11 protein-coding genes are annotated in these 13707 nt (G+C 55.6%); 7 read left to right on the top strand and 4 right to left on the bottom strand.

What is annotated here, in order from left to right:
• The first annotated feature begins 69 nt into the window (after positions 1–69).
• The gene (locus V0U79_RS05675; protein ID WP_330198510.1) at positions 70–1191 is read left to right on the top strand and encodes an NAD(P)/FAD-dependent oxidoreductase; all 1122 of its coding nucleotides are present in this window, start codon (positions 70–72) and stop codon (positions 1189–1191) included.
• 284 nt (positions 1192–1475) lie between these two features.
• Here the strand turns inward: V0U79_RS05675 and V0U79_RS05670 are convergent, their stop codons facing one another.
• Positions 1476–1688 carry a hypothetical protein gene (locus tag V0U79_RS05670; RefSeq protein ID WP_330198509.1) on the bottom strand — a complete coding sequence of 71 codons (213 nt, stop codon included), beginning with the start codon at positions 1686–1688 and terminating at the stop codon, positions 1476–1478.
• 389 nt (positions 1689–2077) lie between these two features.
• Positions 2078–3586, bottom strand: a complete 1509-nt coding sequence (locus V0U79_RS05665; RefSeq protein ID WP_373696446.1) for a phosphomannomutase/phosphoglucomutase — start codon at positions 3584–3586, stop codon at positions 2078–2080.
• A gap of 760 nt (positions 3587–4346) precedes the next feature.
• Here V0U79_RS05665 and V0U79_RS05660 point away from each other — a divergent pair.
• The 3 genes from V0U79_RS05660 to terL are packed head-to-tail and all read left to right on the top strand — an operon-like array spanning position 4347 to position 7511.
• A complete protein-coding gene (locus V0U79_RS05660) occupies positions 4347–5681 on the top strand; it encodes a site-specific DNA-methyltransferase (RefSeq protein WP_330198508.1) in 1335 nt (444 codons plus the stop codon).
• Positions 5678–6070 (top strand): DUF5681 domain-containing protein, encoded by a 393-nt coding sequence (locus tag V0U79_RS05655; RefSeq protein WP_330198507.1) that lies wholly within the window; start codon positions 5678–5680, stop codon positions 6068–6070. Before V0U79_RS05660 ends, V0U79_RS05655 begins: the two co-directional genes overlap by 4 nt.
• Positions 6057–7511 carry a phage terminase large subunit gene (terL, locus tag V0U79_RS05650; protein ID WP_330198506.1) on the top strand — a complete coding sequence of 485 codons (1455 nt, stop codon included), beginning with the start codon at positions 6057–6059 and terminating at the stop codon, positions 7509–7511. The genes V0U79_RS05655 and terL overlap by 14 nt, the downstream gene beginning before the upstream one ends.
• A 946-nt stretch (positions 7512–8457) precedes the next feature.
• Here the strand turns inward: terL and V0U79_RS05645 are convergent.
• Together V0U79_RS05645 and V0U79_RS05640 are read right to left on the bottom strand one after the other, a co-directional pair.
• Positions 8458–9759, bottom strand: coding sequence for a UDP-glucose dehydrogenase family protein (locus tag V0U79_RS05645; RefSeq protein WP_330198505.1), 1302 nt, complete (start codon positions 9757–9759; stop codon positions 8458–8460).
• Positions 9760–9829: 70 nt separating this feature from the next.
• A complete protein-coding gene (locus V0U79_RS05640) occupies positions 9830–10795 on the bottom strand; it encodes a KpsF/GutQ family sugar-phosphate isomerase (RefSeq protein ID WP_330198504.1) in 966 nt (321 codons plus the stop codon).
• Between the two features lie 157 nt (positions 10796–10952).
• Here V0U79_RS05640 and gpmA point away from each other — a divergent pair, with 157 nt between their 5' ends.
• The 3 genes from gpmA to V0U79_RS05625 are packed head-to-tail and all read left to right on the top strand — an operon-like array spanning position 10953 to position 13678.
• Positions 10953–11678, top strand: coding sequence for a 2,3-diphosphoglycerate-dependent phosphoglycerate mutase (gene gpmA, locus V0U79_RS05635; RefSeq protein WP_330198503.1), 726 nt, complete (start codon positions 10953–10955; stop codon positions 11676–11678).
• Entirely contained in the window at positions 11675–12328 is a 654-nt protein-coding gene (gene ribD, locus V0U79_RS05630; RefSeq protein ID WP_330198502.1) for a bifunctional diaminohydroxyphosphoribosylaminopyrimidine deaminase/5-amino-6-(5-phosphoribosylamino)uracil reductase RibD, read from the top strand. Before gpmA ends, ribD begins: the two co-directional genes overlap by 4 nt.
• A gap of 48 nt (positions 12329–12376) precedes the next feature.
• The gene (locus V0U79_RS05625; protein ID WP_330198501.1) at positions 12377–13678 is read left to right on the top strand and encodes a pentapeptide repeat-containing protein; all 1302 of its coding nucleotides are present in this window, start codon (positions 12377–12379) and stop codon (positions 13676–13678) included.
• Positions 13679–13707: the final 29 nt, after the last annotated feature.

Genomic DNA, 13707 nt, shown 5'->3' with positions numbered 1-13707 from the left:
AAAGCAGCTTTGGTTCTCTGTCGGAGATTGAAGAGAATAGGCGTTTGGGTAGCGGGTTAAGAGGTGCGGATGGAGCTCGTAAAGCTCGATACGGTTGTTGTTGGCGGGGGTGTTATCGGATTAGCTTGCGCTCGTGCACTTGGGCAGGAAGGCCATTCCGTTACCGTCCTTGAGAGCGCATCCTTACTCGGCGAGGGTATTTCTTCACGCAATAGCGGGGTCATCCATGCCGGCATATATTATCCGCCGAAATCTAAGAAAGCATTCCATTGTGTTCGTGGGCGTCAGCGCCTTTATGGCTATTTAGAAGACCGGGCGCTGTCTTACCATCGGTCCGGTAAAATTGTTGTCGCCGCGAGCGAAACGGAAATACCAAGATTATTGGATCTCAAGATCAACGCTGAAACCGCAGGTGTTGATAACCTAAAGCTTGTAACGCCAAGTTGGTTAAAGCGTAATGAGCCGGAAATTTTCGCGCCGCTCGCGCTCTTATCGCCGGATTCAGGATGGGTTGATGCCACTGCTTTTATTCAATCCTTAGAGGCCGATATACAGAGGCAAGGCGGCCAAATTGTACTGCAATCCAAAGTCAGCAGCATTGGCCGGGCCGGCAAAAGCTTCGAGTTATTGCTCTCAGGACAAGACATAATAATCCAATGTAGCCAAGTCGTGCTTGCAGCGGGCCTTGGTATGGATCAACTCCTTGCGGGCTGCCCTGCCGAGCTTGAAGCGAAATTTCCCAAACAAGTCTGGGCACGCGGCTCTTATTTTGTTTTGCAAGGCAAATCGCCTTTTAGCCGGCATATATACCCCTTGCCGGTCGAAGGCGGCTTGGGGGTCCATGCAACGCTTGACGGGTCGGGTGGTGTAAAATTCGGTCCTGATGTCGAATGGCTGGATACGACAAATGAGGAGGCGGGATTATTCGATGTTGATGAATCGCGTAAATCCCTTTTTGTGAGCGCAATCCGTGCTTATTGGCCGGGCGTCGTGGACGCTAAGTTACTGCCCGGTTATGCGGGGATCCGTCCTAAGCTTTGTGGTCCCGCAGGTGGTTTTTCGGACTTTGGAATATTGGGACCAAGCCATCATGGAATCGAAAATCTGGTTTGCCTTACCGGCATAGAGAGCCCAGGATTGACTGCGGCTTTCTCAATAGCTGACGAGGCTGTCAATCTTATCTCAGGCTAATCCATCTTCCCGGATATTGGAAAGATGATCGGACTTCCGTTTTAATCAAATGCTCAAAGTCTTCGAAAGAGGAAGAAAACCACGGGGCTGCGTCAGGTTTCTTGAACGCTCGCAAAGTTTTCGTGTGTCAGGCGAGACGGCTGGCTTCCCAATATTTTAAACCTATGATAGTGGCTTTATGGGCGAGGATGAAAATGGGTGCTACAAGTTTGTTTGTCGGAGCCGCGCTGATTTGCGTTGCAATCATAAGTTGCTTTTTTAGAGGAAAACCCCGCTAATTCATTTTAGTCGGACGTCATCTCAGACAGCTTTACAAATAATGTTGGGTCGTCTGTTGTTATTTTGCGACGGCGTTTATCAGCAGAATTATTGCTTGTGATCATCACGAATGCGGGATCAGCGCTTTGCTGAGAGGTGATCTCAAGAAGTTTAGCAATCTGCCGGTCGAAAGCCTTCGCAGTTTTATCACCATCGAACTCTAAATGCATCTGATACATGCGCCTTCCCCCAACAAGCATCGAATGAAGCGGAGCGTCTGGGCGCACCCCGCTTCGACTCGATAGGAACGATCCTTTTTCACGGAAAAACCGAGAATCATTTCGATCATGGCCAAACTATGTTGGCTTGCAACAATGCACAACCATAGGGGGATTTATCAGAAGCCAAATCGCGATTTTCAGTACCATTTCCAGCTAACCTTGGACCAAAGCATACTACGAACCTTGTTGGCCTGCCCGTAGGCCACAAATTACATTTATACGGACCGGATTTTTAGCTTTTAGAGAGGCGTAATAACCCTGCTCAAAAGATCCGGAAGGCAAGCATCCCGCCTCAACCCGCCGGGCGATTATCTTTCTCGGCATTGCGAAAGCCCGACATTTAAGGGCTATAGCGACTGGTCGAACTCGCCGACTTCGGGGTTTTTGGCCAGCTCCTCGCGGATATCGGCAAAGATCGCTTTCATGTCCTCGGCCGAGTTGGGGCTTTCCACCACGATCACGAGATTGGGCGTGTTCGAGGATGCGCGCACCAGACCCCAAGCCCCGTCTTCCAGCGTGAAGCGGACGCCATTGACGGTCAGCACATCACGCACCTTACGGCCGAGGATTTCCGGGCGGGCCTTGTAAGCCGCCGCGATCCGGTCGACGACGTTATACTTGATCTCGTCGGCACAGGACGGCGACATGGTCGGCGAGGAAAAGCTGACCGGCAGATCACGGCGCATATCGGCCATGGTCTTGTTCGGGTTGCGGTCGAGCATGTCGAGCACGGCCCGGGCGGCCACGATACCATCATCATAACCCCGGCCCAGCGGTGGCTGGAAAAAGAAATGGCCGGATTTCTCGAAACCCACCAGCGCGCCGGTCTTTTTGGAATAGCGCTTGATATAGGAATGGCCGGTCTTCCAGTATTCGGTGGTCGCCTGGTTGGCCTGGAGCACCGGATCGGTCAGGAAAAGGCCGGTCGATTTCACATCGACGACGAATTTCGCATTATCGAACCGGCCCGATAGATCCCGCGCCAGCATCAGACCGACCTTGTCGGCGAAGATCTCCTCGCCTTCATTATCGACCACGCCGCAGCGATCACCATCGCCATCAAATGCGAGGCCCACATCGGCCTTGTGTTCCAGCACTGCATCGCGCAGCGCGTGCAGCATCTTCATGTCTTCCGGGTTCGGATTATAGCGCGGGAACGTATGGTCCAGCTCGCAATCCATTGGAATCACTTCGACGCCCATGGCGGCCAAAGCTTTCGGCGCGAAGGCGCCGGCCGTGCCATTACCGCAGGCGGCGACAACTTTCAAAGGCCGCTTGATCGACACCCCGTTAAACAGATCCGCAAGATAGCGTTCGGCCACGCGCTCCTGTCGAACATAGCCGCCACCGGGCCTGGCGATGCCCTGACCGTTCAAGACGATTTCCTTGAGGCGCGCCATTTCATCCGGGCCAAAGGTCAGCGCTTTTTCCACGCCCATCTTCACCCCCGTCCAGCCATTGGAATTGTGGCTGGCGGTCACCATCGCCACGCAGTCAATGTCGAGATCGAATTGGGCAAAATAGGCCGTCGGTGACAGGGCGAGACCGATATCGTGAACCTCAATGCCCGCCGACATGAGGCCGACGGTCAGGGCTTGCTTTACGCCCAGCGAGTAGCTTCGGAAATCATGGCCCGTTACGATCTTTGGTGCGACGCCGATTTCATGTATGAGCGTGCCAAGGCCAAGACCAAGCGCCTGAATGCCGTATAGGTTAATCTCAGGCGCCTTGTTAGAGGCCGGATGCCCAAACCACCAACGCGCATCATATTCGCGAAAGCCGGTTGGCTTAATCAAAGCCGAGTTTTCAAACTCCCAGGTGTTTGGGGCCAAGTCGGCGCAAGGCATTCCGGACATAATTCAATTCCCTAGTCTGTTGGCGATTAGCGATGAACGTTGGTCTGTCTAATCGCTAAGAGAAAGCCTGCAAGCTTGATAGCAGTTTGGCGATTGATAGCACGTGGCAGGGTCAGCGCGATTATCCTTTCAGTTTTGGGCCTCTAAATAATCGGTTCTTAAGGGCATTAATCGACAGAACCAAGGGACGCATCTCCCTTCAGGGATATGAGACCAACCAGATCAATGAGAGTGCAGCTTTTTAGCCGACATCAATAAATTTTGAACACCACCCAGGATCGTACAACCAAGGTCGCGTCGCGCAAGATGTCCGTGTCTGTGGTCGTTTCGGTTATCGATAATATGAAGAGATCGTCTTCGTTTTAACCCGCGAAGAACCGGACACGGTCCTTGCCGAAATCGAGCAGCGCTCTCGCGCGTCTCGTCCGATTCAGAATTCAAACGCAATGCGGCCGGCAGCGCGATGGCCGCCCTCATCTCTTCGAGCAGCGTGCCTTTAGAGCTGATCTTCCCAGCTTATAATTTTCGATGGCTTGGCCGGCAAGAATCAGATATTTATCTACCCAATGTGGATTCCACCAGAGTTGAGTTTTGATCAGCCCGCTGCTGGGTAAGGCCAAAGTGCCGCGATCAAAATGAAGACGCTTTGATGCCACGATCAGCTTGATCGATGAGCGCGGCGGATCCAGCCTTTTTTGCCAGAACTCTCTCCAGATCGAGCCCGATCACCAGATCTGTTACTCGAACTTAGGAGAGATCTATGGCAGCTCCAGCCAACATCCATCGCATGGGTTTGGTTCGCATTGATGAGCTAGAACCGTTCCAAAACCACGCCCGTAAACACGATGCGGGAAAACAAAGCGCTCTTAGAAAATCGATCGAAAAGGTTGGGCTGATCGATCCCATCATTATTGATGAGAATAATGTGATTCTTTCAGGCCACTTGCGCGTGCAGGTGTGTAAGAAACTCGGCCGTGATGAGATTGACGCCGTTCAGGTGTTTCACTTAAGCGAGGCGGAAAAACGGGCCTTCGTCATCAGCGCCAACAGGCTGCCCGAACGTGGAAAATGGGATGACGGGGTCTTAAAGCTCGAGCTTGCGGCCATCATGGATATGGCTCCGGAATTAGAGATCGAGCTTACAGGTTTTGAAGTCGCCGAGATCGATTTCATGTTCGCAGGCGATGAAGCGGCAGATAGCGCCGATGACGTTGAATACATCCCTCCACCGCCAAAGCAGCCTGCTTCCCGGCCAGGGGATCTATGGAAACTGGATGATCATCTGGTGTTCTGTGGCTCGAGCCTCGAGGAGACCAGCTGGCGGACATTGATGGGCCCAGATCAGGCGATACTTTGCTTTACCGATCCGCCCTATAACGTGCCTATCAAGGGCCACGTCTCTTCGAAAGATAACGCCGAGTTCGCTATGGCATCCGGCGAGATGTCAAAAAGTGAGTTTACCTGCTTTTTGGCAACGGGGCTTTCACACGCAGCCACGTTCTCAAAAGAAGGCGCTCTCCATTACATCTGTATGGATCACCGGCATTTACGCGAACTCTATGCGGCGGCTGATCCTATCTTCTCCGAACAGCTCAATCTTATTGTCTGGAACAAGACCAATGCAGGCATGGGATCCTTCTATCGCTCCCGTCATGAGCTGATAGCTCTTTTTAAAGTGGGCAACGGCCCACACATAAACAATGTTCAGCTGGGCAAGTATGGGCGCAATCGTTCCAATGTATGGACCTATCAAGGCGCGAACGCCTTCCATGCCGGCCGGGATAAAGATCTGGCTGACCATCCCACGGTTAAACCAACAAAAATGATTGCGGATGCCATCCTGGATGCTTCCAGGCCCAATGAAATTATCATCGATGGGTTTGCGGGGTCGGGTTCAACACTCCTTGCCGCGGAAAAGACCGGTCGGAGGGCTCGCGTGATCGAGCTCGAGCCGGCTTATGTCGATGTAATCCTGAAACGCTGGTCTGATCTCACAGGGCGCTCTCCTGAGCTGGTCGCATCGGCTAACGATCGAGAAGCGCGATGGGACGCCGCCAGGCTTCCTGCGCCCTCTCAAAAGGGAGGTCTGTCATGAGCGATTATGACATCGGTTACGGCAAACCGCCAAAAGCGTCCCGTTTCAAAAAGGGCAAGTCCGGCAATCCCAAGGGGCGCCCTAAGGGCCGGAAAAACTTCTCCACCATCCTCATCGCGGAGCTGTCGGAAAAGCTCACCATCAAAGAGGCAGGAAAATCTAAGAAACTCACAAAAATAGAGGCCGTGGTCAAACAACTCGTCACCCGCGCTATCAATGGCGATGCGAGGGCCATGGCCGAACTCATGCGCCAGATCGCAGCCCATTGGCCTGAGGAGGCCTTGGGAAGCCTCCACTCTTTGCCCCCGACAGAAGAGGACCTGGAGCTTTTGGAAGACTTTGTACGGCGATCCTCAAATCGCGGTGGAGGGCAAATTGACGGCACCTAATCCATCTAAGAAGACCGTCTTCACCGTAGCGCGAAACGACTTCAAATCATTTGTCCGGCTTGCCTTTGGAATGGTCTTCCCGGGAAATCCCTTTGCAGACAATTTCCACATCACCACACTTTGCTACGAGATGGAGCAAATCTTGGCCGGGAATTGCCGACGGCTGGCGATTAACATGCCACCGCGGACGCTTAAATCATTCATAGTGTCTGTAGCATTCCCGGCATTTATGCTCGGACACGACCCAACAAAAAAGTTGCTGGTAATTAGTCACGGCGAGAATCTGCTCAACGAGCATTCGTCTTCTTTCCGCACATTATTATCGCACCCGGACTTCCATCAGGTGTTTCCAACACTCGGCCCTAAACCAAATAAAAACACGGAACGGGTTTACACGACGTCACAGGGCGGTGCCCGGACTGCCGTGACCACGATGAGCGGACTCACGGGCATGGGAGCGGACATCATTATCTTCGATGATCCCATTAGTGCAACGGATGCGGCAAATGAATCAGCATGTGAAAAGACCGCTGACTGGATTAAGCAAAGTGCCTTGACGCGCTTTAACAATGCTGCGTCGGATCCCGCCATTCTGGTTATGCAACGTTTATCAATTTGGGACCCTCATGCTGCCTTAACGAGCCTTGGCGGATGGAAAACCCTCATCTTTCCCGCCCAAAATTCCGAGGATCGTCAGATTGAAACAGGACCAGGCCATTTCACCCATTGGAAAAAAGGTGAGCTGCTTCACGAAAAACGCCTACCAAAGGACTTCCTTGAAGAGCAGAAAAAGGTCCTGGGAGAACACGCATACAAGGCGCAATTTCTCCAAATGCCGATTCCTTTTGGCTCAGGAATGATTGATGTCGATGACTTCAAGTTTTTCGAAAAATATCCCAGAGACAAACCCGACGTGATCTTGTTGAGCATTGATCCTGCTAGCGGCGGACCGTATGCAAAATCATACTCAGTGATTTTGATTTTCTACGTTTTCGACGGAGATATGTATCTCCACGCTCGTTGGAGACAAAAGGCCAAACTGGTTGAACTAAAGAACATCACCTTTAAGCTGATCCGACATTTCAAGCCGAATGAACTAATCATCGAAAATGCCTCGAACGGGCCGGGCCTCGCAGACGAGGTTGACCATTTTCTGCACAAAGAGCGGCTCAATGGTTCTGGCATAAACACCAATCTTCATGCCTTCTCACCGAAGGGGTCAAAGGAAGAGCGTGCCGATATTGCAAGCCTTTTCCTTTCCGAAGGACGCGTGCACGTATGGCACCCCTCTCGCGCACCTTGGATTAATGAGTTTTTGGATGAATGCAGAGCGTTTCCAGAAGGCAAAAACGATGATCAGGTGGATGCGCTATCCCAGGCTCTGATCGGGTATCATAGACTCTATGATCAGGTGATTGAAACGAAAGTGCATCTTTTTTGATATGGGGGGTCAGACCAGACTCCCTGGACGGGTTGGCCCGTCGTGCGCGCCTCTACTACACCGATCGAACTCAGCACGCCTTCGCTGACCTCACCTCTGGTTTGAAAAGATGCGTTCAGCTGGACGGCATAAAATGAAAGCGTCCAGCTTAACACATGTGAGCCTACCACCTAGCGTTAGGTCGCGTCAGATGGCGCTTCTTCGCCTGTCTTACTTTGTACAATCAGATCGAAATTTTCTTGAACCTGAAAGAGCGGAAAGCTGGTTGGGTTGCGGAACACAAATTAGAAACATTAGCGGCCCGACTTAGCTCAACGGTTTTCGCCGAAACGCAATCCATCATAGCCTCGATATTCGAGATCATCGGCAAAATCACCTCCGCAAGAGGGCGGTGGCTGACTTTTTCTATCTAACATCATTTCGGTTTGGAACGGACTTCGTGCGGACTTTCTTCTCTGCCGATCAAGCTGACCGTAAACGTCGTCAATCAAATCGATGTCTATTGATAGCTGGGTTTTAGGTAGCGATTGTTCCCGAGAGCTTCTTTTATAACACGAAATAGAACCTGACGCCGTCGCTTGCCTGGCTTTTGAAACCACGGAATTTGTTCATCGTGAAATTAAGGTAGCGCTACTTGGCTCGCTGAAATTCTAGCCGCAGCTTTCCGTGATAATGTCCATTCTCACGCTGATCCGGCCCTTTGTTTCCCTGATAATGAGATTAGGGAAAAAACATCCAACCCTTTGAGATTTATATATCACCTCTCCGACGATGCGTCACTCTACCCTGAAAATACTTGAAATTACCCTGCTGATCCCACCATTTCAGGGAAAACAAAAAACCGTTAATCCCAAAAACCACGCATTGGGAATGGCGACCGTTATCTAGCCTGTTAGAAATCAGGATCGTTTGGACGTTATAGGCAGGTTTTTTTTGAGAAAATGGCCTAGCGGCCGACGCTGGTATAATTGAAGCCGCGTTTCTGGATGTCTTCCGGGCTGTAGATATTGCGCAGATCGACCATGATATCGCCGGCCATCACCGATTTTAGGCGTTCTGTATCAAGCGCCCGGAACTCGTTCCATTCGGTGATGATGACGATGGCATCAGCGCCCTCCGCGCACAGATACGGGCCGGAGGTGAACTCCACATCCTTGAGCATTTTCTCGGCCTCGACGATGCCCGCCGGATCATAAGCGCGGATTTTCGCACCGGCGTCCTGGAGAGCCGGAATGATGTCGAGCGACGGTGCTTCACGCATATCGTCCGTGTTGGGCTTGAAGGTCAGGCCAAGCACCGCAATCGTCTTGCCGGACACATCGCCGCCCATCGCCTTGACCACTTTCTTGGCCATGTCGTGCTTGCGCCGGTCATTGACCTCGACAGTGGTCTCGATCAGGCGCAGCGGCGTTCCGGCCTCCTGGGCCGTCCGTGTCAGGGCCAGCGTATCCTTGGGAAAGCAGGAGCCGCCATAGCCGGGGCCAGCGTGCAGGAATTTGCCGCCGATGCGATTGTCCAGACCCACGCCGCGGGCGACTTCCTGAACATTGGCGCCGACGCTCTCGCACAGATCCGCCATTTCGTTGATGAAGGTGATCTTCATCGCCAGGAAGGCGTTGGCCGCATACTTGATGAGCTCGGAGGTTCTGCGGGTGGTAAACAGGATCGGCGTCTCGTTGAGATAGAGCGGACGGTAAAGTTCGCTCATGACCTCGCGGGCGCGTTCATCTTCGGTTCCGACAACAACACGGTCCGGCCGCTTGAAATCGTCGATCGCCGCGCCTTCGCGCAGGAATTCCGGGTTGGAGACAACCGCAAAATCACCATCGGGCCGGGTTTCGCGGATGATCCGCTCGACTTCATCGCCTGTACCGACCGGAACGGTCGATTTGGTGACGATGACGGTATAGCCGTCCATCACTTCAGCGATTTCCTTCGCGGCCGCGTGCACATAGGACAGGTCAGCAAACCCGTCACCACGCCGCGAGGGCGTGCCCACCGCGATGAAGACCGCATCGGCTTCCTTCACCGCCTGGGTCAGGTCGGTGTCAAAGCTGAGGCGTTCCTCGCGGACATTGCGCTGGACCAGCTGATCGAGGCCGGGCTCATAGATCGGGATGCCGCCGGAACGCAGCATTTCCACCTTTTCCCGGTCCTTGTCGATACAGGTCACATGGTGGCCGAAATCAGCGAAGCAGGCTCCGGACACCAGTCCGACATAGCCGGTTCCAATCATGGCGACGCGCATGAGGCGTTCCTTCTTTTCGTGTTTGCAGACCGTCTAGCGATAAGGGGGCTGCGCGGTCAATGCGCAAGGCCTATTTCACTCCGGCCCGCAAGAGGTCGTGAATGTGCAGCAAGCCCACCGGCTTGCCATTTTCCAGCGCAAAAAGCTGGGTGATCTTCACATTGCCCGCCGTCATCTGGCGCAAGGCATCGGCGGCCAAAGTCGCGGGAGAAACGGTTTTCGGATCCCGCGTCATCACTTCGGTGACAGGCTGGTCGAGAAGGTCCGGTCCCATGTGGCGGCGCAGATCGCCATCCGTGATCATGCCGGATAGCGCGCCTTCTCCATTGCAGATACCGACGCAACCCAGACTCTTTGCGCTGATCTCGATCAGGGCCTCGCTCATCCGGGCATCATCACCGATCACCGGCAATTCCTCACCGCCATGCATCAGATCGCCTACCGTCGCGAGGGCCGCGCCCAGAGCGCCGCCCGGGTGATAGGTCTTGAAGTCCCGAGCCGTGAAGCCACGCGCCTCCAGCAAGGCGACAGCCAGCGCGTCGCCGAGCGCCATCATCAGAGTGGTCGAGGTGGTCGGCGCGCGCGTCTCGGCACAGGCTTCCGGCGCATCCGGCACAAGAAGCAGGTGATCGCTGGCTTTTGCCAGCGCCGAATCCGCGCCGCAGGTCATGCCGATCAGCGGCGTCCCGAAGCGGCGGCAATAGGCCATGATATCGCCGAGCTCACGCGTTTCGCCCGACTTGGAAAGCGCCAGGACTGCATCATCCGGTGTTATCATGCCCAGATCGCCATGACTGGCTTCCGTGGGGTGCACGAATTGCGAGGGCGTTCCGGTCGACGCCAGTGTCGCGGCGATCTTCCGGGCAACATGACCCGACTTGCCAACACCGGCGCAGATCACCCGGCCCTTCAACCCGGTCAGCATGGCGACTATGGTGGCAAACCCGTCATCAAGGCCGGCCGCCATCTGCTCCAGGCCTTCCTGCTCGAGGCGGATCACGCGCCGGGCCACATCCAGTGCACTTGTCTGGGTCATGCTCACTCCTGTTTCATCTCTGCCCATAGCAGACGGAGGGCATGGGCGGGAAGCCGTCAGACCAGACGGGCCACCGATTGCGCGATTACCGCACCGATTGCCTTGCTCCCCCAGACGCGGCGCGCTATGCGCTGATCAACAGATCCGGGAGCATTGAATGGCCAAGCTGGTATTGATCCGTCACGGGCAGAGCGAATGGAATCTGCAAAACCGGTTTACCGGCTGGGTAGACGTCAAATTGACCGCTGAAGGCGAGGCCCAGGCCCGCAAGGCCGGCCGGTTGTTGGCTGAAACCGGATTTGCCCCCAATTGCGCCTTCACCTCGGTGCTGACGCGCGCGATCCGGACCCTCTGGCTGACACTGGAGGAAATGGACCGGGTCTGGATTCCGGTCGAGAAAAGCTGGCGCCTGAATGAACGCCATTATGGCGGGCTGACAGGGCTCAACAAGGACGAGACCCGCGCCAAGCATGGCGATGAACAGGTCAAGATCTGGCGGCGCAGTTTTGACGTCCCGCCACCGGCCCTGGATGTCAGCGATGAGCGCCACCCGTCTCATGATCCGCGCTATACGGATCTGTCCCCTGATCAGCTGCCCGCCGCGGAATCCCTGAAGCTGACGCTGGAGCGGGTCCAGCCCTATTGGGAAAAGGAAATCGCGCCCCTGCTGGAAGCCGGCGAAGATGTTCTGGTAGTTGCCCATGGCAATTCGCTGCGGGCCATCGTGAAGCTGCTGTTCCAGATGAGTGGCGAGGACATTGTCGGGATCGAGATTCCGACCGGAAACCCGCTGGAGATCGGCATGGATGGCGCTGGCAAACTGCCGGTAACGGCACGCTATCTTGATCCCGACCGGGCGCAGCCTTTGCCGGCTATTCCTTGAGTGAGTTCAGTGATCTGAGATTCATGGATGCGGCCCTGGCGCTGGGCCGGTCCGGGCTGGGCACCACCGCACCCAACCCCTGCGTCGGCTGTGTGATTGTGAAGTCCGGAAGAGTCGTGGGCCGCGGCGTGACCGCGGCCGGCGGACGGCCACATGCCGAACGGGTCGCACTGGATGAGGCGGGCAAGGAGTCTCACGGCGCGACGGCTTATGTGACACTGGAACCCTGTGCTCATACCGGGCAGACACCGCCCTGTGCCGATGCGCTGGTCGAGGCCGGAATTGGCCGCGTCGTGATTGCTTGCACCGATCCTGATCCACGGACGGCTGGCCAGGGCATTTCCCGTCTTCAAGAGGTCGGAATCGAGGTCGTGACCGGTATCCGGCAGGCCGAAGCCGAACAGCATCATGCCGGGTTTTTCACCCGGTTGGGACAGGGGCGCCCGTTAATGGTGATCGACGGTAATCCGAAAGGGTATGATCTCGCTGTTGACAACTTTGGGCCAGGGGGCTTGCAGAACTGGCTAAAAAGCCCGCCGGTTCAAGAGCTTACGCGGGTCCGACTGATACCGGGTTCAGAAGCGGAAAAAGCGGCCATCGAGGCCAATATGGCGGATGCCATCGTCCCGGAATTGGACACCGGTCGTTAACCCGGAATCGGCATAATTTTCCTCGGTTTGTAGGAAAAGTCACCGGTCATGACGGATCGCAGCGTCCAATACAGGACACTCGACCAGGGGCAAGTCGACGAGATTTGCCGGCGTCACGAGTTGTTGTGGAGCGGCCGCCCCGGCGGGGCGCGCGCCGCCTTTACCTATTGCATCATGGACGGGCTGAACCTGTCCGGCCGCGATCTGTCAGATGCCGATTTCACCGGTGCGTCCCTTGTAGGGGCCGATTTGTCGGGCACGGTTCTCAATTCCGCCAGCCTCTACGGTGCCGACTTGCGGCGGGCCTGTTTGGCCGGCGCCTCGATGCGCCGGGCGGATATGCGTGGCGCCGCACTGCGTGGCGCCAACCTTCAAGGTGCGGATCTGTCAGAAACTGATCTTCGCGAAGGCACGATCGCCCAGGTCGACAAGGAGCGTGGCCTGACGGTCGTGAAACATCGCTCCCGCCCAGGCGAGATGACCATGGCGAATTTCCAGGGCGCCAACCTGTCCCGCTCGAAAATGTCCGGATCGACCGCCCAGAAGGCCGACTTCACCGATGCCGTCCTGCTGGGTGCACGCATGGTGCGGGCAAATCTGCGGGCGACGATCTTTGCGGGCGCCAATCTGGAAGGCGCCGACATGTCGGGTGCGGATCTGACCGATGCCGACATGACTGATAGCGTGCTGATCGATACCAATCTAACGATGGCACGGCTGGACAATTGCGACCGCACAGGCGCGCTGACCGATGATCCGGCAGGGCTGGAAATGCGAAAGCTGGACCGGCCTGTCGAAGAGATGATCGAGGACCACATACGCTGGTGTGCGACCGGCGGACGCGAAGGTCAGCCATCCTCTTTTGATGAAACTGATCTGCGTCCATTGAAGTCCCTCGCCGGAAAGACGCTGACCGCCTTCCACGCACGTGGCGCAACGCTCTACGGCCTGGACCTGGAAGGGGCGCAGCTGCAAGGCGCCAAGCTGGAACGTGCCGATCTGCGCATGACGTGCCTGCGCGGGGCGGATCTTCGCGGTGCCGACCTGACCGGGGCGCGTCTGAACAATGCCGATCTGCGCGATTGCAAGCTGGGCCCGCTTTTGCTGGACAAGGACCGGCTTCTGCCGGCCTCCCTGGCCGCCGCAAAAGTGCGCTATTCCGATCTCACCGGGGCGGATCTGCGCCATGTGAAAGCAACCGGGGCGGACTTCTCCTATTCATCGCTCTACGCCGCCGATGTCCGGCACGCCCTGTTTTCCGGTTCCTGTTTCACCGGATCGCGTCTCTCGAACAATTTCCTGGGCGATGTTGACGACGCGGAAGGCGCTGTCGATCTCTCCGCCGCCTGAGCAAAGAAAAACGCGCGCCTGAAGGGGCA

It is taken from the genome of Hyphobacterium lacteum (assembly GCF_036330345.1).
Taxonomy (GTDB): domain Bacteria; phylum Pseudomonadota; class Alphaproteobacteria; order Caulobacterales; family Maricaulaceae; genus Hyphobacterium; species Hyphobacterium lacteum.
The sequence above is the reverse complement of the archived record's forward strand: the minus strand, read 5'-3'. Positions and strand labels throughout refer to the sequence as shown.